We start from the raw sequence: 18,703 nt of genomic DNA on the forward strand, positions 1-18,703 counted from the left end.
GCCCCGTTTTCCGGGCATGGGACAATCCCGCCCGCCTCCCGGCTTTCTCTTTTCTTTTCCCATGCCTCCTTGGCACGGGCCCGTCCGGCCCTCAAGCAACATGCGCGCCTTCACGCTTTCCGATTTCGATTTCGCCCTGCCACCCGAGCTGGTGGCGCAACACCCGGCCACCGAACGCACCTCCTCCCGCCTGCTCGACGGCACGGGGCCCGCTCCGGTCGACCGCATCTTCAAGAACCTGCCCTCGCTGCTGCGCGCGGGCGACCTGCTGGTCTTCAACGACACGCGCGTCGTCAAGGCGCGCCTGTTCGGCGAGAAGCCGACCGGCGGCAAGCTCGAGCTGCTGGTCGAACGCGTGCTGCAGGGCCACGAGGTGGTCGCGCACATGAAGGTCAGCAAGAAGCCGCCGGTGGGCACCACGCTCGACATGGTCGGCGGCTTCCGCGCCACCCTGCTGGGTCGCTGGCCCGACGAGCAGGGGGCGCTTTTCCGCTTCGGCTTCGAGAGCGACGCGGGCGAAGACCCGTATGCACTGATGCAGCGCTGCGGCCACGTGCCGCTGCCGCCCTACATCACCCACACCGATTCGGCCGACGACGAGAGCCGCTACCAGACCGTGTTCGCGCGCGTGCCCGGCGCGGTGGCCGCGCCCACGGCCGCGCTGCATTTCGACGAAGGCCTGCTGGCCGAACTCGAAGCGCGCGGCGTGCAGCGCGCCAACGTCACGCTGCATGTGGGCGCCGGCACCTTCCAGCCCGTGAAGACCGAGAACATCGCCGAGCACACCATGCATGCCGAGCGCTACGAGGTGCCCGAGGCCACCCAGCGCGCCATTTCCGAATGCAAGGCGCGTGGCGGCCGCATCGTCGCCGTGGGCACGACCACCGTGCGCACGCTCGAATCCTGGGCCAAGAGCGGCGAGGCATCGGGCGACACGCGCATCTTCATCACCCCGGGCTTCGCCTTCGAGCACGTCGACCTGCTGGTGACCAACTTCCATCTGCCCAAGAGCACGCTGATGATGCTGGTCTCGGCATTCGCGGGCTATGAGCGGGTGATGGGGCTTTATGCCCACGCCATTGCCGAGCGCTACCGCTTCTTCAGCTATGGTGACGCCATGCTGCTGGCCCGGCAACAAGATTGAGACGACCACCATGCTGAACTTCGAACTCCTCAAGACCGACCCCGACAGCCACGCGCGCCGCGCCACGCTCACGCTCAACCACGGCAAGGTGCAGACGCCGATCTTCATGCCGGTGGGCACCTACGGCACGGTCAAGGGCGTGATGCCGCGCAGCCTGGAAGAAATGGGCGCGCAGATCATCCTGGGCAACACCTTCCACCTGTGGATGCGCCCCGGCCTCGACGTGATGGCCAGCTTTGGCGGGCTGCACGGCTTCGAGAAGTGGAACAAGCCCATCCTCACCGACTCGGGCGGCTTCCAGGTGTGGTCGCTGGGCGCGATGCGCAAGATCAGCGAGGAAGGCGTGAAGTTCGCGTCGCCCGTCAACGGCGACAAGCTGTTCCTCACGCCCGAGGTCTCGATGCAGATCCAGACCATCCTCAACAGCGACATCGTGATGCAGTTCGACGAGTGCACGCCCTACGACACCAAGGGCCACATCACGACCGAGGCCGAGGCGCGCATCTCGATGGAACTGAGCCTGCGCTGGGCCAGGCGCTGCCAGGCCGAGTTCAACCGGCTGGAGAACCCGAACGCGCTCTTCGGCATCGTGCAGGGCGGCATGTTCGAGAACCTGCGCGAAGAGTCGCTCGCCGCGCTGGTGGACATGGACTTCCCCGGCTACGCCATCGGCGGCGTGAGCGTGGGCGAGCCCAAGGAAGAGATGCTGCACATCATGGGCCACACGCCGCACCGGCTGCCCGCGAACAAGCCGCGCTACCTGATGGGCGTGGGCACGCCGGAAGACCTGGTGCAGGGCGTGGCCGACGGCGTCGACATGTTCGACTGCGTGATGCCCACGCGCAATGCGCGCAACGGCACGCTCTTCACACGCTTCGGCGACCTGAAGATGCGCAACGCGCGCCACAAGAGCGATCCGCAGCCCATCGACCCCAGCTGCACCTGCCATGCCTGCGCGGGCACTTCGGGCGTGAGCTGGAACGACGGCGGGCGCGAGGGCTTCAGCCGCGCCTACCTGCATCACCTCGACCGCTGCGGCGAAATGCTCGGGCCGATGCTCACGACCATCCACAACCTGCACTACTACCTGAACCTGATGAGCGAGATCCGCGAGTCGCTGGACGCGGGCACGTTCACGGAGTTTCGCGCGCGCTTCAAGTCTGAGCGCGCAAGAGGCGTCTGAAGAAGAGCGGCCGCTACTTCAGCGGCTGGATCGGCAGCGGCGTGGCGTAGGGCTCGATGCGCAAGGCCTCGTTCCTGAAGACGACGATCTGCTTGAGCGGCGCCTGCACCAGCGCACCGCTCGCGTCCTTGTGAGAGGCGTACTGCCACAGCGTGAGCTGGCCCTTGGCGGCGAGTTGCGCGGCCAGCCTCTCGACGGCGGGACCGGAGCCGGTGCCGAGCAGCGCGGCATCGGCGCCCACGACAACCTCGTCGCGCGGCGAGACCACCTTGAAGAGCTGGACACCGCCCGTGCCCGCCTGGGCGCGCACGGAGCGCACCGCCAGCGCGGCGGGAACGAGCATCGCGAACGCGATGAGGGTACGGCGGCGGGGCAGCGTCTTCGTCTTCATGGGAGCAAGCGTAGCCACGCCCGGGTGCGCCGCCCATTTGCCGGAAGCCATACACCGGCCGGCCGCTATCCGCTACGCTTGCCGTCCGTCCCCACCGCTGTTGCCGCATCCGCATGACCAACGCATCACAACTTTCGCCCTACACCGCCCGCTATCCCTCGCTGACCGGGCGCACCGTGTTCATCTCCGGCGGGGCCAGCGGCATCGGCGAATCGCTGGTGCGGGCCTTTCATGCGCAGGGCGCGAAGGTCGGCTTCTGCGACCTCGACACCGCTGCCGGCAGCGCGCTCGCGGCGCAGTTGCAGGGCGAAAACCCGGCGCTGTTCGTGCCCTGCGACGTGACAGACACGGACGTGCTCGCCGCCGCCATCGACGCGGTGCGCCAGCGCTTCGGCCCGGTCTCCGTACTGCTGAACAACGCCGCCAACGACCGCCGCCACGAGATGGCGGACGTGACCAGCGACGACTTCGACCGCCTCGTGGCCGTCAACTTCAAGCACCAGTTCTTCGCCGCGCAGGCGGTGGCCGACGACATGCGCGCGCTGGGTGGCGGCTCGATCATCAACTTCGGCTCGATCAGCTGGATGATCAAGGGCAAGGGCTATCCGGTGTACCAGGCCTGCAAGGCGGCGGCGCGCGGCCTCACGCGTTCGCTGGCGCGCGACCTGGGCAAGCAGAACATCCGGGTGAATTCGATCGTGCCGGGCTGGGTGATGACCGAGCGGCAGATCAAGCTGTGGGTCAAGCCCGAATCGGGTGCGGAGATCGATGCGGCGCAGTGCCTGCCGGGCCGCGTGATGGCGGAAGACATCGCGGCGATGGCGCTGTTCCTGGCGGCCGACGATTCGCGCATGTGCACCGCTCAAGACTACGTCGTCGACGCCGGCTGGACCTGAAATAGTCTCGCCCCCAGGCTACGCGCACTTCGTGTCGCTTCGCCAACCCCCTACCAGGGGCAACACCTGAGGCCCGGCAGAGCCGGTTCCTCGGTGTTCTCGAAAAACTTCCGAGCGACTATCCAGCTCAGTCCCGCAACTCTGCCGGAACCGTGCCGCCGTTGGCGGCCAGCTTGGTCATGACCTGGCGATGCAGCCAGATGTTCATCTTGGCGCTGTCGCTGGTGTCTTCGCCGTAGCTCAGTTCAGCGGCCAGTTGCTTGCGTGCCTCGAGGCTGCTGTCCAGGCCCAGCAGCTTCATGAGGTCGACGATGGAGGTGCGCCAGTTCAGGTTCTTCGAGCCCGGCATGCCGTCGAGCACGGCGGCCACGTCGCCCAGCGGAATGGCGGGCGGGGGCGCGGCCACGGCGGGTGCGGGTGCATCGGCCGGTGCCGCGGCGGTGGGTGCCGGGGCGGGCGCCTCAGCTGCCTTGGCGCCCGGGAAGATCTTGGAAAGGATGCTGCCGAAAATGCTCATGCTTTAGCTCCGTCTGGGGTTGGGAATCCGTCGTTGTAGCACGGCCTTGCGGCGCGCCGGCTACATGGTGTGTCGATCGGCGCGCGGGGGCGTGACCGAATCCGCAGACTAGGCCGCGGCCGGGGTGCCGCAGGCGTGGCAGAACTTGGAGAACGCGCTCTTGCGCGTCTCGCACACGCCGCAGTGGTCGAACAGGCCGATGCCGCAATGCGGGCAGAAGTCGATCGCGTCGTTCTTCAGGTCCACCGGCCGCTCGCAGCCGGGGCACACGCTCTTGCCCAGGCGGGCCAGCGCGGTGTCGTAGCTGAGTTCTTCGCGCCGCACCTGGTCGGGCTGCTGCTCGGCGAGTTTCTGGCGCGCCAGGTAGCGGTTGAGCGCGACGATGGCATAGCGCCCCACCAGCACCGTGAGCACGATGCCCACCACGTAGCGCACATAGCCGCCGTAGCTCGGCAGGTAGGGCACCAGCTCGACGAAGAACGCGAACAGCGCGAAGAAGATGAAGCCCCATACGAAGGGCCAGTACGTGCTCTTGCGCTTCTTCGCGAACAGCCAGCCGGCCACGACCAGCAAGGGCAGCGTGAGGGCCAGCCGGTAGAGGAACACGCGCAGCTCGATGCGGCGGTATTCGGCTTCCAGCTTCACCTGCGCGTCGCGCTCCAGGTCGGCGAGCGCGGTGCGTGCGCGCTGCTCGGCCTGGCGCGCGTCGAGCGTGATCTGCTGCTGCGCGCTGACCTGGCGCTGCACCTGTTCTTCCTTCTGCTTGAAGGCGTCGAGCGCCTTGGTGCGCGCGATGAGCTCGGTGTCCTGGTCGGGCTGCGCGGTGGCACGGCGCGTGGCGAGCCAGTTGCCGAAGGTCTCGCGCGCATTGGCATTGGCCTGTTGCGCAGCCTGCAGCTGCAGGCGTATCTGGTCGAGGTCGCGCGCCGCCTGCAGCTCGGTGGCTTCCGAGGCCGCGATGGTCGCGCGAAGCGGCTGTGCGGCGCGCAGGTCGATGAAGTCGTCGATGCCGCGCACGCGCTCGACCTGCGGCAGGTCGCCCACGATGGTGCTGCCCAGCCCGATGAGGAAGCTGGCGAACACGAAGGCCACCAGCCAGAGGCCGCGGCGGAACCATTTTTCGGAAAGGCGCAGGGATTTGCTCATGTCGTTGTCCCGTTCCTGTTCATTGAAGCTTCAGCGTCACCGGCGCGGCGCCCAGGCCGGCACGCGGCAGCCATGCGAACACGGAGTCGACCGTCACCGTGTCGATGCGGTCGCTGAAGCGCTTGTCGTTCGGGTGGTCGTCGAAGGCCACGTTGGCCGAGGTCACGCGCCCGCCCAGCCGCGTGAGCGGCCCGAGCTTCAGCGTGGTGGGCTCGTAGCCCTTGAACTGCATCCATGCCTGCGCCTGCGCGCGGTTGCCGATGGTGGCGGGCTCCATCGCGGCGGCCAGCGTCTCGACGGCCCACTGGTTCGACTGCTGGTACTTCTGGCCCCAGGCGTAGCTCACGATGCTGTAGGGCGCCACGTTCATCCGCACGATGCGCGCGGGCGGCTCGTCCAGCGCGGCCATCAGCTGCGCCTGCACGGCCGGCGTGGGCACGACCCAGGCCGCCTCGTAGCGCCACAGGTCGTCGAGGAAGAACTCCCCGAGCCCCTGGCGGTACACGGACGCCACCGCGGTGCCGCACTGGTTGAGCTTGTGCACCACGCGCCACGGGCCGGCTTCGGTCTTGTAGGCAATGCCCAGGTGCGAGTAGCGCAGGCCGTACTTGCCCAGGTCCTGCCCGGCGCGCGCCAGGATCACCACGCGCGCACCGCTGGCGTCGAGCGCCTGAGAGGTGCGCTCGGCCAGCTCCATGCCCTTGACGATCACCGCGGACGTCGGCTTGACCTGCTCGCAGGACCGGCCGGCCCAGGCCTGCAGCGGGAGCGCCATCGCAAGGACGAGCCCGAGCACGGCCTGGGCCATCAGCGCGCGCTTCACGAGAGCCTCTCGTTGTAGAGCAGCGCACGGCCGATGGCGTTGGGCACGAAGGCCAGCACTTCGCCGGCGGCCGAGAGCACGACGCCCGAGCCGATCACGCTGACGGTGACGCCGGTGCCCACGGCAGCCGGCACGCCGTTGGCGGCGCGCCCCGCCACCCTGATGCTGGCGCGCGCGCCGTCCGAAGCACGCTCCAGCACATAGACCGTGCCGTCGGCCGAGGCTTCGACCGCGACCACGGTGAGCACGGAGCCGGCCACCGACAGCGCGGCGGGTAGCGCCACCGAGGCCTTGGTCACTCCGCCTACGGAGTCCGCCGACGCACCCACGGCCGACGCCGTGACGAGGACGGAGGCCACCGGCATCAGCGAGATGGCCGTGGAGGCGTCGCTCTGGGCCTGTGCCTGCAAGGGGGCCGAGACGCCGGCGAAGGCGGTGCATGCGGCGACGAGGACAGCGGCAATCGACTTCTTCATGATGATCTTTCGTTGGCCTGGCACGGGTTATTCGGCGGAGGAGGAACCAGAAGCGGCGGCTTCGGCGCGGGCCAGCCGGCGGCCTTGCAGGCGGGCTTCTGCCATGTCGGCTTCGTGGCGGTCACGCAGCGTCTTGGCCAGCGTGAAGGCCGAGCTGATGAGGAACAGCCAGCTCACGCCCAGGAAGGCTTTGTAGGCGTCGTTGATCTCCATGCGCACGAGGCCCCAGCCGGTCAGGGCCATCGCGGTGAAGAAGCTGCCCCAGACGACCAGGCGCCACATGGGCACGTCGCGGCCCGCCGAGAGGCCGGCGGCGGCCTGCTCGCCGTCGCGGATGAACTTGGCCAGCATGAAGGCGGTGCTCAGGCAGAACACGTAGCCCATCACCATGAACGCCCGGTCCAGCGCCTGCCCCGGCAGCCAGCTCAAGCCGGTGGCGCACAGGAAGACGGCGATCGCGAACGAGGCCCAGGTCTGGAACTGCCAGGCCCGCGTGTCGCGCTGGATGGAAACGGTCGAGGATGAAAGGGGTTGCATGTGTGCCTCGCGGCGTAGTGAAGGTGAGCGAATGATGGTTCGCTCCCGCACCGCGGGGCTTGAATGCTTGCACCGGTGGCGGTTTGCAGCGCCGCCGGTATCTCAGAGCGGTACTTTTACGCGCCGAGCAGGCCGCTCACGCGCTGGCGCAGCGACTCGGGCTGAACCTCGGACGACGGCACGGCCGCGCCCACGTTCAGGCCGACGCGGCTGAAGAAACCGCGGCGGAATGGCTTGGCCATGGCCACGCGCTCGCCGCCGCGCAGCTCGATGCGGCTGAAGTACGAGCCCCAGAGGTTGGTCAGCGCCATCGGGATCACCGGCGGCTCGATGCCTTCGGCGCGCGCGCTGTCGACGATCTTCATCACGCCGCCCTTGAAGGGCTGCAGCGTGCCGTCGCGCGTGATCGCGCCCTCGGGGAAGATGGCGAGCAGGTCGCCCTCGCGCAGCACGCCCAGCGCCTTGGCAAAGGCGGCTTCATAGGCCGCCGGGTCTTCCTTCTGCGGGGCGATGGGGATCGCCTTGGCCAGCCTGAAGAGCCACCCCAGCACCGGCACCTTGAAGATGCGGTGGTCCATGATGAAGCGGATCGGCCGCGGGCTCGCCGCCATCAGCAGCACCGCGTCGATGAAGCTCACGTGGTTGCACACCAGCACGGCCGCGCCCTCGGCGGGAATGTGCTCGTCGCCCTTGATGTCGAAGCGGTAGACGAAGCGCGACAGCACCCAGGCCACGAAGCGCAGCATGTACTCGGGCACCAGCATGAAGATGTAGAACGCCACCACCGCGTTGGCGATGCCGGTGAACAGGAAGATCTGCGGAATGGTGAAGCCCGCGCCCAGCAGCGCGCCGGCGATGACCGAGCTGCCGATCATGAACAGCGCATTGAGGATGTTGTTGGCCGCGATGATGCGCGCGCGGTGCGTGGGCTGGCTGCGCAGCTGGATCAGCGCGTACATCGGCACGCTGTACAGGCCCGCGAACAGCGACAGCAGCGCCAGGTCGGCCATCACGCGCCAGTGGGCGCCCTGGTGCACGAAGCTGCCGATGCCCATCTCGGGCACCTTGGGCAGCCCGCGCGAGGCAAAGTACAGGTCGATCGCGAACACGCTCATGCCGATGGCGCCCAGAGGCACCAGGCCGATTTCCACCTGCCGGCGGCTCAGCGTCTCGCACAGCAGCGAACCGACGCCGATGCCCACCGAGAAAACCACCAGCAGCAGCGACGCCACCTGCTCGTCGCCGTGCAGCACTTCCTTGGCGAAGCTGGGGAACTGGCTCAGGAACACCGCGCCGAAGAACCACATCCACGAAATGCCCAGCAGCGAGCGGAACACCACGATGTTCCCGCGTGCGAGCTTCAGGTTGCGCCAGGTCTCGCTGACCGGGTTCCAGTTGATCACCAGCCCGGGGTCGGTGGCCGGCGCGCGCGGAATGGCCTGCGCCACGCCGCGCCCCACCAGCGCGAGCAGCACGCAGGCCACGGCCACCGTGAGATGGCCGATCTGCGGCACCGCCACCAGCAGCCCGCCCGCCACCTGCCCCAGCAGGATGGCGACGAAGGTGCCCATCTCGACCATGCCGTTGCCGCCCGTGAGCTCGCGCGGATCGAGCACCTGCGGCAGGTAGGCGAACTTGACCGGCCCGAACAGCGTGGAGTGCAGGCCCATGAGGAACACGCAGCCCAGCAGCAGCACCGCATTGGCCGTGACGAAGCCCCAGGCGGCGATCAGCATGATCGCGATCTCGAGGTTCTTGACGAAGCGGATCATCTTCGTCTTGTCGAACTTGTCGGTGAGCTGGCCCGAGGTGGCCGAGAACAGCAGGAACGGCAGGATGAACAGCGCGCCGATCACCAGGCCCGCCATGGCCGGCGGCATCCAGCTCAGCTGGAGCTGGTAGGTCACCATGACGGTGAAGGCGAACTTGAAGAGGTTGTCGTTCGCGGCGCCCGCGAACTGGGTCCAGAAGAATGGCGCGAAGCGCCGCTGCTTGAGGAGGGCGAACTGGTTGGCGTGCGCGTTGGCCTCGTGGGGCGCGGATGTCGCGGGGGCTGCTGCAGCGGCGGGGGTTGTCATGCGAAGGATTTCCTCAGGCCGCTACGGCGGCTGCGCCCGGATTGTGCCGCAGCGCGGCTTGCCAGCGCATCTCGAGTTTGCGCAGCGCCAGCAACAGCGGCAGCCCCGCGAGCGACGCCGTCAGGTGCTTGAGCGTGTGGCCGGAAACCGTGTGCTGCGTGAACTCGTAGATCGATTGGTCGGCCATCTCGAAGGCCTTGGCCACCGCGTAGAAGAAGATCACCCAGCCCAGCTTGAGACCGACCGAATTGCGCATCGGCGTGGCCAGCGCCAGCGTCAGCACCAGCGCCATGCCGCCGAACTGCACCAGCGCCCACGGCATGACGTTGCCGGTTTCCTGGAACACCTCCGCCGAGAGCAGGCCGGCCGTGAGCACGAACCACGCGGCCGGCCAGCCGGCGCGCTGGCTTACCCGCTCGCAGACCGCCACGCCGATCAGGCCCGCGAAAGCCACCGCCATGCCGGCGCGGTCGGCCGCGAGCCGGGGTCCGTCGGGCAGCAGGTGATAGAAGGCGGAGCCGGCGGCGGTGGCGATCAGGCCGGCGAAGAACAGCCAGGCGCAGTCCAGCGTGTTGTCGGGCGGGTCGCTGGCCGGCGGCGCCAGCGGAAAGGCCGACAGCGCCTGCTGGTGCGAGCGGTCGATGCGGTTCAGCCGGTACAGGCCCCAGATGCCGACCACGACGAATGGGATGTTGCTGAGCACGTCCATCGCGTTCGGCAGGCCGTGCCAGGCGCGGTCGTCGGCGAACACCGTGGCGATGGCGACGTCGGCCGCCGGCAGCGCCGGGCCGAAGACGGCGATCGCCGTGAGCAGGGCCAGGGTGAAAAGCAACCCGCGTTCGCGGCGGCTGAGAGAGGGCAGAGGCATGGCGTTTCTCGGTGGTGGTCGGTACGTGGCGCGGAATTTAGGGTCCAGCCCCCTCCACAGGCATCGAGAATCGATACGAGGTACTAATTCACACCCGGTGGTATCTCCAATTGATACTTCCCGGTGCCCGTGTACGCTCGAACGATGAGCACCACCGTCGACCTCGTCCAAGCCCTCAAGAACGAACTCAAAAGTGCGCGCATGACCTACGCCGACCTGGCGCGGTCGCTCGACATGGCCGAATCCAGCGTCAAGCGGATGCTGGCCAAGAGCGACATGCCGCTGTCGCGCGTAGACGCCATCTGCCGCGCGCTGAAGATCGATTTCGCCGAACTCGCCCGCCGCGTGGCCGACGCACAGCCGCTGCTGAAGGAGCTGACGCACGAGCAGGAAAAGGCCGTGGTCAAGGACAAGAAGCTGCTGCTGGTGGCCATCAGCGTGCTGAGCCAGTGGACGCTGGAGCAGATCGTGGCGGCCTACCGCGTGAGCGAGCCCGAGTGCATCGGTTTCCTGGCGCAGCTGGACCGCATCGGCATCATTGAACTGCGCCCGCTGAACCGGTATCGCCTGAAGCTAGCCAAGACCTTCCGCTGGCGCCCGCACGGCCCGGTGATGGAGTTCTTCCGCGAGAACGTGGTGCTCGACTACTACAAGGGCGGCTTCGACGGCCCGGCCGAAGGCCTGCTGCTGGTGCACGGCCAGATCAGCCGCTCACTGGCACCCGCCTTCCTGGAGCGCCTGCAACGCGTAGCGCAGGATTTCGCCCAGCAGCACCAGACCGACCAGAAGCTGGCCGCGAAGGACCGCGAGGGCTACACCCTGCTGCTGGGGATGCGGAACTGGGAGTTCGAGGCGTTCACGAGGCTCCGTAGAGCCTGAGCCTCAGGGCTTCGCGGCTTCCAGGGCGTCGCGCGTGGTGCGCGCGGCGTTCTTCGCAGCTTCGGCGAAGTCTTCGCCCGACGAGGCGTAGCAGATGGCCCGCGACGAGTTCACGATGATCGGCGCATCGGCACGCCAGCCGGCGCGCACCGTGGCGACGGCGTCGCCGCCCTGGGCGCCGACGCCCGGAATCAGCAGCGGCACGGTCGGCGCGAGTTCGCGCACGCGCTCGATTTCAGCCGGGTAGGTCGCGCCCACCACCAGCCCGAGCTGGCCGTTGAGGTTCCACGGCCCCTGCGCCAGCCTGGCGACGTGCTCGTAAAGGAAAGGCTGGCCCTCGACGTCCGCCAGGCGCTGGCCCTGCAGGTCGGAGCCGCCGGGGTTGCTGGTGCGGCACAGCAGGAAGGCGCCCTTGCCCTCGTGCTTGAGGTAGGGCGCCACCGAATCGAAGCCCATGAAGGGCGACAGCGTGACCGCGTCGGCGCCGTAGCGCTCGAAAGCCTCCAGCGCGTACTGCTCGGCGGTGGAGCCGATGTCGCCTCGCTTGGCGTCGAGGATCACGGGCACGTCAGGCGCGTTGCGGCGCATGTGCTCCATGAGCTGCTCGAGCTGGGCTTCGGCGCGGTGGGCCGCGAAATAGGCGATCTGGGGTTTGAACGCGATGACCAGGTCGGCCGTCGCGTCGACGATGCGCGCGCAGAAATCGAAGATGCGGCTGGCGTCGCCCTTGAATTGCCCCGGGAATTTGGCCGGCTCGGGATCGAGCCCCACGCAGAGCAACGAACCGTTTTTTTGCTGTGCGGCGGCCAGCTTGTCGAGGAAAGTCATGGGCCGTGATTTTAGGCGGCCCCTTCCGACCGGTTCCTGACCCCGATTTTCCCGCTCAGCCCGCCGTGGGCGTGTGCTGCTCGGCCGCCAGGCAGAGGTCGGCCCAGGCGCGGGCCTTGTCGGCCGGGTTGCGCAGCAGGTAGGCCGGGTGATAGGTCGCCACAACCACCGCTGCGCCAGGCTCCCCAGTCATAGCCAGCGGCACCGCGCGGCCGCGCAGCTTGCCCAGCGGATCGCCGCTCTGCATCAGGCTCTGCGCGGCCAGCGGACCCATTGCCAGCACGACGCGGGGCGCGAGCGCGGCGGCGTGCTCGCCGAAGGCCTCGGCCATGGGGCGCGGGCTGCCGGGCTGGCCGGCGGCCACGCCGCGGTGGGTGCGCATGAGGTGCACGGGCGTCTTGCCGTCGTGCAGCTTCAGGGCGCGCAGCATGTTGTCGAGCAGGCGGCCGGCGTCGCCCGCGAAGGGCTCTCCGTGGCGGCCGTCGGCCTCGGGCGGCATGTCGGCGACGACCAGCCAGCCGCCTTGCGTCTCGGCCATGTCGTTTGGAGTGCCGGCATCGGCATAGAGGCGGCAGGGCGCCTCGAGCAGCACGGCGGCGCCCATCGACGCCGGGGCGGCGGGAGCGGGGCGCGCAGCCGGCGCGGGTGCCGCCACGGGGCGGGCGACCGGCGCGCGCGGCGGGCGCGGCGCGGAGACGGGCATTTCCGCCTCCATGCGCTCCTCGGCGCTCGGGATGTATTCCTCGTCGTCGGGCGGCCCGGCTTCGGGCGCGGCCTGCACCGGCACGGGTTCGGGCTCGGCTTCAACCACCTGGGGCACGGGCCACCAGACCTTCACGCCCATTTCGTCGAGCATCGCGCGCTGGCGCGCGTCGAGCTTCAATGTCTGCACCGCGCTCATCGCAAGGCTCCCCAGGCGGTGCCTGTTTCGTTCAATCGCAGGCTCATGACGACCGCGTCCTCGCGCTTGCCGTCATGGGCCGGGTAGTAACCCTTGCGCACGCCCACGCTGCGGAAACCCTGCCGCACATAGATGTCGAGCGCGCGCTGGTTGCTCTGGCGCACTTCGAGCCACAGCCACTGCGCGCCTTCGCCGCGCGACCAGCCGCCCAGCGCCTCCAGCATGAGCGGCGCCCAGCCCTGGCGCTGGAAGGCCGGGGCCACGGTGATGTTCAGCAGATGCACCTCGTCGACGCCCTTCATGGCCACGAAGTAGCCGATGAGCGTTTCGCCCAGGCTGGTGACGGGCGACGTGACGCCCTGCGCCACGCCGGGCGCCAGCAGGCACTGGCAGTGGTAGCCCACGGCCATGGAGTCGGTGAAGTTGGCGCGCGTCCAGGGGTGGCTGTAGGCCGTCTGCTCCACCGCGCAGACAGCGTCGATCCGCTCGATGGTGAGCGGTTCGAGGCGGGCTTCGACGGGCTGGAGGACGGCGCTCATGCGTGGCTGGAGGGGGCTGCTGCGGCCGCCGATGCCGCGGCCGCCTTGATGGCAGCGCGCTCTTCGGTGGTCTGCGCCACTTTATCGCGAACATAGAGCGGCCAGGCCTGTGCCGCGGGCACGGTGCGGCCGGCCGCGAGCAGCGCGGGCGCGAGCCGCAGCATGGCGGTGGCGGTCGGCAGGGCCTCGTGGCGGGCGGCGGCCGGCGCCAGGCGCGGGCCGTAGGCGGCGAAGGCGTTGCCGGCCAGCGCGTAGCCGGCGGGCACTTTGAGGGCTTCGGGCGACAGCAGCAGCGGTTCGTCGTCACCACCCAGACCGCCCAGAGGGCCGGCGGCAGAGAAGTCGTAGCGCGCGGTGTAGAGCTGGTCCATGCGGGCGTCGAGCACCGCCACCACCTGCTGCACGCCGAAGGCATGGCGCGCTTCCTCGGCCACGGCCAGCAGGGTGTCGACCGGCAGCAGCGGCACGCCGGCGCCGAAGGCCAGCCCCTGGGCCACCGAGCAGGCGGTGCGCAGGCCGGTGAACGAACCGGGGCCGCGGCCGAAGACGATCGCGTCCAGCTCGGCCAGCACCAGCCCGGCCTCGCCCAGCAGTTGCTGGATCAGCGGGAGCAGCGTGGTCGAGGCCTGCGCGCCGCCCACGCCGTTGTGGGCCAGCAGCCGCTCGCCGTGCAGCACCGCGACCGACAGGTGCTCGGTGCTCGTGTCGAAGGCCAGCAATCTAGACATTGGCGGGACACCCCGGGGCCGCGCCCGCGGCGGGCGGGCGGAGAAAGAAGCGGGGCGAAAGAGGCATGCCCCGATTATCGAGGGGCGGCCAATCCCGGTCGCCACCCTGCGATATCAGGCCTTTTCGCTCAGCAGCACGGCCAGCCCGGCCTTGCGCAGCGGCGCCAGCGCCCTGGCGGGTGCATCCGGCGATACCAGCAGCGTGGTGGCCGAGGTGACCGGGTTGACCACCCAGGCCGAGGCCGCGCCCAGCTTCTCGGACGAGGCCAGCACCACCGTCTCGGCCGACGCGGCCATCAGGGCGCGCTTGATCTCGGCTTCCTCGAGGTCGCCGGTGGTCAGGCCCGCCTCGGCGTGCACGCCGGTGACGCCCATGAAATACGTGTCGGCGTGGATGCGCGAAATGGCCGCCATCGCCGCCGAACCCACGGCCACCACCGAGTGCTTGAAGAGGCGCCCGCCGATCAGCACCACCTCGATGCCGGCATGCGACACCAGCTCGACCGCCACCGACGGACTGTGCGTGACCACCGTGGCCTGCAAGGCGCGCGGCAGGTGGCGCGCGAGCTGCACGGCGGTGGTGCCGCCGTCGATGAACACCACCTGCCCCGGCTTCACCAGCCGCGCGGCGGCACGGCCGATGGCGACCTTCTCGCCGGAGGCCAACTGCTGGCGACCCGCGAAATCGGCTTCGGCCGGCGCCAGCGGCAAGGCACCTCCGTGCACGCGCTGCAGCAGGCCTTCGGCGGCCATTTCGCGCAGGTCGCGGCGCAGCGTGTCTTCCGACAGGCCGAGTTCTTCGCTGAGCGCCTTGGCGACGACGTTGCCGTCGCGCCGCAGGACCGAAAGGATGTGTTGCTTGCGCTGGCTGGTGAGCATCGGCCGATGGTATCGGGCCTGCACGCTTTCCGCACGAATTTTCTTGTTATTGCACGAATATGCACATATGCTCGCCGCCCATGACACTCCAAGACCGCGTCCGGGTGCACGAAGTCACCCTGCTTTCCGACAACTGGTACACGCTGCGCACCACCGCCTTCGACTGGCGGCGCAACGACGGCCAGTGGCAGCGCATGCACCGCGAGACCTACGACCGCGGCAACGGTGCCACGCTGCTGCCGTACAACCTTGCGCGGCGCACGGTGCTGCTGGTACGCCAGTTCCGCTACCCGGCCTTCGTCAACGGGCATGACGACCTGCTGATCGAGGCGGCGGCCGGCCTGCTCGACGACGCGGCGCCTGAAGAACGCATCCGCGCCGAGGTCGAGGAAGAACTCGGCTATCGGCTGGGCGAGGTGCGCAAGATCTTCGAGAGCTTCATGAGCCCCGGCTCGGTGACCGAGAAGCTGCACTTCTTCGTCGCGCCCTACGAGCCCTCGATGCGCATCGGCGCAGGCGGCGGGCTGGCCGAGGAAGGCGAGGACATCGAGGTGCTGGAGCTCGACATCGACGAGGCGCTGGCCATGGTGGCGGACGGCCGCATCGCCGACGCCAAGACGGTGATGCTGCTGTACCACGCGAAGCTGCATCTTTTCGCGCCGGGATAATGGGCGCATGCCTCCTGCCTCCCGCCGCGCCGCTCGCGCACTGACCCTCGTCGCGATGCTGGCCCCGGCCGGCGCCGCCCTCGCCCAGCAAGCCTTGCCGACCCAGGTCGACGCCGCCCTCGCCCGCGCCAAGGTGCCGCGCGAGGCGGTGACGATGCTGGTGGCCGATGCCGACGGCAGCCGCCCGCCGCGCCTGGCCTGGCGCACGCAGGTGCCGGTGAACCCGGCGTCGATCATGAAGCTGGTGACGACCTACGCCGCGCTCGACCTGCTCGGGCCGGCCTACAACTGGACCACCCCGGTCTACACCGACGGCACGGTGAGCAACGGCGTGCTCAACGGCAACCTCTACATCAAGGGCCAGGGCGACCCGAAGCTGGTGCTCGAACGCATGTGGCTGCTGCTGCGCCATGTGCAGGGGCTGGGCATCACCACGGTGAGCGGCGACATCGTCATCGACCGCAGCGCCTTCGAGAACACGGTCGAGGGCGACCCGGCCGCCTTCGACGGCGAGCCGCTGCGCCCGTACAACGCCTCGCCCGACGCGCTGCTGGTCAACTTCAAGTCGGTCAACATGAGCTTCGCGCCCGACCGCGCGGGGCAGTTCGCCCGCGTGAACTACGAGCCCCCGCTGGCCAGCGTGGCAATGCCGGCCACGGTGCCGCTGGTGCCCGGCGAATGCGGCGACTGGCGCACCACGCTGCGCGCCGACTTCACCGACGTGAACCGTATCCGCTTCAATGGCGGCTTCCCTGCCGGCTGCGGCGAGAAGAGCTGGGCCGTGGCGTATGCCGACCCGCGCACCTACAGCCTGCGCGCCATCGGCGGCATGTGGGCCGAGATGGGCGGTCGCGTCGGCGGGCAGATGCGCGAAGGGCGCGTGCCGGCGGGGCTGAAGCCGGCCTTCGAGTTCGAGTCGCCGCCGCTGGCCGAGGTGGTGCGCGACATCAACAAGTACAGCAACAACGTGATGGCGCAGCAGTTGTTCCTCACGATCGGGCTCACGCAGAAGAACCGCGGCACCTTCGAGGCCTCGCGCACCGCGCTGGGCCAGTGGTGGCGCGACCGCATCGGCACGGGCGAGGCGCAGCCGGTGTTCGAGAACGGCTCGGGCCTGTCGCGCGACGAGCGCATCAGCGCGGCCGCGCTCGGCAAGATGCTGCAGGTGGCATGGCGCTCGCCGGTGATGCCGGAGCTGGTTTCCTCGCTGCCGGCCATGGGCGTGGACGGCACGCTGAAGAAGCGCACGCTGCGCTCGGGCGGTTCGGCCCACCTGAAGACCGGCACGCTGCGCGACGCCTCTGGCGTGGCCGGCTTCGTGGACGGCGCGAGCGGCCGGCGCTACGTGCTGGTGGCCATCGCCAATGCCGAGAACGCGGTGGCCGCGCGCGCTGCGTTCGACGCGCTGGTCGACTGGGCCTCGCAGGACTGACCTGCGTCCGTGCCGCCGGACCACTACAGCGGTGTACTGAAAAAATCTACCGGGGTGCGCCGCTTGCGCACAGCCCCGGCCCCTGCGCAAAATCGCGTCGGGTCATGCGAACGACCGTTCGTTTCGGCCCTCCGGCACGACAACAAACATCCACGCAGGAGACATTCCCAATGAAAAGACCGCTGCACATTCCCGCACCGGCGCTCGCGCTCGCGGGCGTCGCCCTGCTTTTGACCGCCTGCGGCGGTGGTGGGGACGGCGGGGGAATCGGTTTCGGCGGGCTGCTGCCCGGTGGCGGCGGCAGCGACACCGGGCGCGGCTCGGTCGTCTCCGGGCCGCCCGCGCAGACGGCCAACCTGACCGCTGCCCAGTTCAATACCAGCCTGCAGGCCAGCGACCAGGGCAAGGCGCTGCTGCAGGTGGCCGGCGCGCCCAAGTGCGGCATCGACCTGCGCTACCTCGAATACCGCACCATCGGCGGCAAGAACGAAGCCACCAACGCCACCGCCGCGATCATGGTGCCCACGGGCAGCGACGTGGCCTGCAGCGGCGCGCGGCCGGTGGTGCTCTATGCACACGGCACCACGCCGGCACGCAACTACAACCTGGCGAAATGGACCGACACCACCCAGCCGGCAGCCGGCGAGGGCCTGCTGGTAGCGGCCATGTTCGCGGCGCAGGGCTACATCGTGGTGGCGCCCAATTACGCGGGCTACGACAAGTCGACGCTGCCCTACCACCCGTATCTCAACGGCGACCAGCAGGGCAAGGACATGGTCGACGCGCTCACCGCGGCGCGCAAGACCTTCGGCGACATCGGCGCCACGGATGCGGGGTCGCTGTTCATCACCGGCTATTCGCAGGGCGGCTATGTCGCGATGGCGGCGCACCGCGAGATGCAGGCCACCGGCAAGACGGTGACGGCGGCGGCGCCGCTGTCGGCGCCCTCGGCCATCAGCCTGCTGACCGACTACACCTTCGAAGGCTGGCCGGCGCTGGGCGCCACCCTCTTCGTGCCGCTGCTGACGACCAGCTGGCAGCAGCAGTTCGGCAATGTCTACAACGCCACCACCGACGTCTACGAGAACCAGTACGCCAGCGGCATCGACACCCTGCTGCCGAGCAACACGCCCGTCGCCACGCTGTTCCAGAACGGCAAGCTGCCGCAGCTGGCGCTGTTCCCGGCCGACGCGGTGCCTGGTCCGCTGAATCCGCAGCTGTCGATCTTCTACGGCGCCAACAACCTGATCCGCCAGAGCTACCTGACGCAGGCGGCGAGCGACATCCAGTCGAATCCCTGCGCCGGCAACGCGCTGCCGACCACGGCGGCCTCGGTGGGCACGGCCACGCCGCTGGACTGCAAGCCGACCACGGGCTTTCGCAGGGCGGCGGTGGCGAACGACCTGCGCAACTGGGTGCCGGCCAAGCCGGTGCTGATGTGCGGCGGCGCCAACGACCCGACGGTGAACTTCGCCAGCACCCGCGCCACCGCCGGCTACTTCCGCGCCAAGGGCATGCCCGCTGCCGCGCTGACGGTGGTCGACCTGGAGGATTCGGGCGCGAACGACGCTTACTCAGCCGCCCGCGCCGGCTTCGCGCAGGCCAAGAGCCTGCTGGCGCAGAACACGTCGGGCAGCGCGACCGACAAGGCGACGGCCGTCACCCAGGCGTACCACGGCACGCTGGCGCCGCCGTTCTGCCTGGCTTCGGCCCGCGGCTTCTTCCAGGGCGTGCTGGCAGCGGGGGGATAGAGCTCGCCCCCAGGCTTCGCGCACTTCGTGTCGCTTCGC

20 protein-coding genes are annotated in these 18,703 nt (G+C 69.3%); 7 read left to right on the plus strand and 13 right to left on the minus strand.

Features of this window, described 5'->3' with window-relative positions; translation table 11 throughout:
- Positions 1-100: 100 nt before the first annotated feature.
- Together queA and tgt are read left to right on the plus strand one after the other, a co-directional pair.
- On the plus strand, positions 101-1,144 hold the full coding sequence (gene queA, locus ACWV14_RS30650; RefSeq protein WP_454905566.1) for a tRNA preQ1(34) S-adenosylmethionine ribosyltransferase-isomerase QueA: 1,044 nt from the start codon (positions 101-103) through the stop codon (positions 1,142-1,144).
- 10 nt (positions 1,145-1,154) lie between these two features.
- Complete coding sequence (tgt, locus tag ACWV14_RS30655; protein WP_454905568.1) at positions 1,155-2,327, plus strand: tRNA guanosine(34) transglycosylase Tgt; 1,173 nt, start codon at positions 1,155-1,157, stop codon at positions 2,325-2,327.
- 13 nt (positions 2,328-2,340) lie between these two features.
- Here the strand turns inward: tgt and ACWV14_RS30660 are convergent, their stop codons facing one another.
- On the minus strand, positions 2,341-2,718 hold the full coding sequence (locus ACWV14_RS30660) for a hypothetical protein (protein ID WP_454905570.1): 378 nt from the start codon (positions 2,716-2,718) through the stop codon (positions 2,341-2,343).
- A gap of 113 nt (positions 2,719-2,831) precedes the next feature.
- Here ACWV14_RS30660 and ACWV14_RS30665 point away from each other — a divergent pair, with 113 nt between their 5' ends.
- On the plus strand, positions 2,832-3,614 hold the full coding sequence (locus ACWV14_RS30665; RefSeq protein WP_454905572.1) for an SDR family NAD(P)-dependent oxidoreductase: 783 nt from the start codon (positions 2,832-2,834) through the stop codon (positions 3,612-3,614).
- A gap of 127 nt (positions 3,615-3,741) precedes the next feature.
- On the opposite strand, the gene ACWV14_RS30670 is transcribed toward ACWV14_RS30665, so the two are convergent.
- The 7 genes from ACWV14_RS30670 to ACWV14_RS30700 all read right to left on the minus strand — a co-directional run bounded on the left by ACWV14_RS30670 (position 3,742) and on the right by ACWV14_RS30700 (position 10,059).
- Complete coding sequence (locus ACWV14_RS30670) at positions 3,742-4,131, minus strand: DUF3597 domain-containing protein (RefSeq protein ID WP_454905574.1); 390 nt, start codon at positions 4,129-4,131, stop codon at positions 3,742-3,744.
- Between the two features lie 108 nt (positions 4,132-4,239).
- Positions 4,240-5,277 carry a serine endopeptidase gene (locus tag ACWV14_RS30675; RefSeq protein ID WP_454905576.1) on the minus strand — a complete coding sequence of 346 codons (1,038 nt, stop codon included), beginning with the start codon at positions 5,275-5,277 and terminating at the stop codon, positions 4,240-4,242.
- A 19-nt stretch (positions 5,278-5,296) separates the two neighbouring features.
- Complete coding sequence (locus ACWV14_RS30680; RefSeq protein ID WP_454906134.1) at positions 5,297-6,085, minus strand: DUF2145 domain-containing protein; 789 nt, start codon at positions 6,083-6,085, stop codon at positions 5,297-5,299.
- Positions 6,086-6,096: 11 nt separating this feature from the next.
- Entirely contained in the window at positions 6,097-6,576 is a 480-nt protein-coding gene (locus tag ACWV14_RS30685; RefSeq protein ID WP_454905578.1) for a hypothetical protein, read from the minus strand.
- 27 nt (positions 6,577-6,603) lie between these two features.
- Positions 6,604-7,113 (minus strand): YiaA/YiaB family inner membrane protein, encoded by a 510-nt coding sequence (locus ACWV14_RS30690; protein ID WP_454905580.1) that lies wholly within the window; start codon positions 7,111-7,113, stop codon positions 6,604-6,606.
- 116 nt (positions 7,114-7,229) lie between these two features.
- Complete coding sequence (locus ACWV14_RS30695; protein ID WP_454905582.1) at positions 7,230-9,191, minus strand: MFS transporter; 1,962 nt, start codon at positions 9,189-9,191, stop codon at positions 7,230-7,232.
- Positions 9,192-9,204: 13 nt separating this feature from the next.
- Complete coding sequence (locus ACWV14_RS30700; RefSeq protein WP_454905583.1) at positions 9,205-10,059, minus strand: hypothetical protein; 855 nt, start codon at positions 10,057-10,059, stop codon at positions 9,205-9,207.
- Positions 10,060-10,203: 144 nt separating this feature from the next.
- Here ACWV14_RS30700 and ACWV14_RS30705 point away from each other — a divergent pair, with 144 nt between their 5' ends.
- Complete coding sequence (locus ACWV14_RS30705) at positions 10,204-10,938, plus strand: helix-turn-helix domain-containing protein (protein WP_454905585.1); 735 nt, start codon at positions 10,204-10,206, stop codon at positions 10,936-10,938.
- A 3-nt stretch (positions 10,939-10,941) separates the two neighbouring features.
- On the opposite strand, the gene pyrF is transcribed toward ACWV14_RS30705, so the two are convergent.
- The 5 genes from pyrF to ACWV14_RS30730 form a co-directional block, all read right to left on the minus strand.
- Positions 10,942-11,766 carry an orotidine-5'-phosphate decarboxylase gene (gene pyrF, locus ACWV14_RS30710; protein ID WP_454905587.1) on the minus strand — a complete coding sequence of 275 codons (825 nt, stop codon included), beginning with the start codon at positions 11,764-11,766 and terminating at the stop codon, positions 10,942-10,944.
- 55 nt (positions 11,767-11,821) lie between these two features.
- A complete protein-coding gene (locus tag ACWV14_RS30715) occupies positions 11,822-12,667 on the minus strand; it encodes a uracil-DNA glycosylase family protein (RefSeq protein ID WP_454905588.1) in 846 nt (281 codons plus the stop codon).
- Positions 12,664-13,206, minus strand: a complete 543-nt coding sequence (gene rimI / locus ACWV14_RS30720; RefSeq protein ID WP_422084504.1) for a ribosomal protein S18-alanine N-acetyltransferase — start codon at positions 13,204-13,206, stop codon at positions 12,664-12,666. The genes ACWV14_RS30715 and rimI overlap by 4 nt, the downstream gene beginning before the upstream one ends.
- A complete protein-coding gene (tsaB, locus tag ACWV14_RS30725) occupies positions 13,203-13,934 on the minus strand; it encodes a tRNA (adenosine(37)-N6)-threonylcarbamoyltransferase complex dimerization subunit type 1 TsaB (RefSeq protein WP_454905590.1) in 732 nt (243 codons plus the stop codon). Before tsaB ends, rimI begins: the two co-directional genes overlap by 4 nt.
- A gap of 114 nt (positions 13,935-14,048) precedes the next feature.
- Positions 14,049-14,813 (minus strand): DeoR/GlpR family DNA-binding transcription regulator, encoded by a 765-nt coding sequence (locus ACWV14_RS30730; protein WP_454905592.1) that lies wholly within the window; start codon positions 14,811-14,813, stop codon positions 14,049-14,051.
- 80 nt (positions 14,814-14,893) lie between these two features.
- On the opposite strand from ACWV14_RS30730, the gene ACWV14_RS30735 reads away from it, so the two are divergent.
- From ACWV14_RS30735 to ACWV14_RS30745, 3 genes are all read left to right on the plus strand, one after another.
- Positions 14,894-15,481 carry a GDP-mannose pyrophosphatase gene (locus ACWV14_RS30735; RefSeq protein WP_454905594.1) on the plus strand — a complete coding sequence of 196 codons (588 nt, stop codon included), beginning with the start codon at positions 14,894-14,896 and terminating at the stop codon, positions 15,479-15,481.
- 7 nt (positions 15,482-15,488) lie between these two features.
- Positions 15,489-16,913: a D-alanyl-D-alanine carboxypeptidase/D-alanyl-D-alanine endopeptidase gene (dacB, locus tag ACWV14_RS30740; protein ID WP_454905596.1), complete on the plus strand. Its 1,425-nt coding sequence runs from the start codon at positions 15,489-15,491 to the stop codon at positions 16,911-16,913.
- A 170-nt stretch (positions 16,914-17,083) separates the two neighbouring features.
- Complete coding sequence (locus tag ACWV14_RS30745) at positions 17,084-18,664, plus strand: alpha/beta hydrolase family protein (protein ID WP_454905598.1); 1,581 nt, start codon at positions 17,084-17,086, stop codon at positions 18,662-18,664.
- Positions 18,665-18,703 lie beyond the last annotated feature (39 nt).

The sequence above is a fragment of the Variovorax durovernensis genome (assembly GCF_977011995.1).

Excerpts from the sequence above, each read along its gene's own strand:
- ACWV14_RS30700 (WP_454905583.1), bottom strand. The coding sequence starts at position 10,059 with ATGCCTCTGCCCTCTCTCAGCCGCCGCGAACGCGGGTTGCTTTTCACC.
- ACWV14_RS30745 (WP_454905598.1), top strand. The coding sequence starts at position 17,084 with ATGAAAAGACCGCTGCACATTCCCGCACCGGCGCTCGCGCTCGCGGGC.
- ACWV14_RS30715 (WP_454905588.1), bottom strand. The coding sequence starts at position 12,667 with ATGAGCGCGGTGCAGACATTGAAGCTCGACGCGCGCCAGCGCGCGATG.
- ACWV14_RS30685 (WP_454905578.1), bottom strand. The coding sequence starts at position 6,576 with ATGAAGAAGTCGATTGCCGCTGTCCTCGTCGCCGCATGCACCGCCTTC.
- dacB (WP_454905596.1), top strand. The coding sequence starts at position 15,489 with ATGCCTCCTGCCTCCCGCCGCGCCGCTCGCGCACTGACCCTCGTCGCG.
- ACWV14_RS30735 (WP_454905594.1), top strand. The coding sequence starts at position 14,894 with ATGACACTCCAAGACCGCGTCCGGGTGCACGAAGTCACCCTGCTTTCC.
- ACWV14_RS30660 (WP_454905570.1), bottom strand. The coding sequence starts at position 2,718 with ATGAAGACGAAGACGCTGCCCCGCCGCCGTACCCTCATCGCGTTCGCG.
- ACWV14_RS30680 (WP_454906134.1), bottom strand. The coding sequence starts at position 6,085 with ATGGCCCAGGCCGTGCTCGGGCTCGTCCTTGCGATGGCGCTCCCGCTG.
- ACWV14_RS30695 (WP_454905582.1), bottom strand. The coding sequence starts at position 9,191 with ATGACAACCCCCGCCGCTGCAGCAGCCCCCGCGACATCCGCGCCCCAC.
- ACWV14_RS30670 (WP_454905574.1), bottom strand. The coding sequence starts at position 4,131 with ATGAGCATTTTCGGCAGCATCCTTTCCAAGATCTTCCCGGGCGCCAAG.
- ACWV14_RS30675 (WP_454905576.1), bottom strand. The coding sequence starts at position 5,277 with ATGAGCAAATCCCTGCGCCTTTCCGAAAAATGGTTCCGCCGCGGCCTC.
- pyrF (WP_454905587.1), bottom strand. The coding sequence starts at position 11,766 with ATGACTTTCCTCGACAAGCTGGCCGCCGCACAGCAAAAAAACGGTTCG.
- ACWV14_RS30705 (WP_454905585.1), top strand. The coding sequence starts at position 10,204 with ATGAGCACCACCGTCGACCTCGTCCAAGCCCTCAAGAACGAACTCAAA.
- queA (WP_454905566.1), top strand. The coding sequence starts at position 101 with ATGCGCGCCTTCACGCTTTCCGATTTCGATTTCGCCCTGCCACCCGAG.
- rimI (WP_422084504.1), bottom strand. The coding sequence starts at position 13,206 with ATGAGCGCCGTCCTCCAGCCCGTCGAAGCCCGCCTCGAACCGCTCACC.
- ACWV14_RS30730 (WP_454905592.1), bottom strand. The coding sequence starts at position 14,813 with ATGCTCACCAGCCAGCGCAAGCAACACATCCTTTCGGTCCTGCGGCGC.
- tsaB (WP_454905590.1), bottom strand. The coding sequence starts at position 13,934 with ATGTCTAGATTGCTGGCCTTCGACACGAGCACCGAGCACCTGTCGGTC.
- tgt (WP_454905568.1), top strand. The coding sequence starts at position 1,155 with ATGCTGAACTTCGAACTCCTCAAGACCGACCCCGACAGCCACGCGCGC.
- ACWV14_RS30690 (WP_454905580.1), bottom strand. The coding sequence starts at position 7,113 with ATGCAACCCCTTTCATCCTCGACCGTTTCCATCCAGCGCGACACGCGG.
- ACWV14_RS30665 (WP_454905572.1), top strand. The coding sequence starts at position 2,832 with ATGACCAACGCATCACAACTTTCGCCCTACACCGCCCGCTATCCCTCG.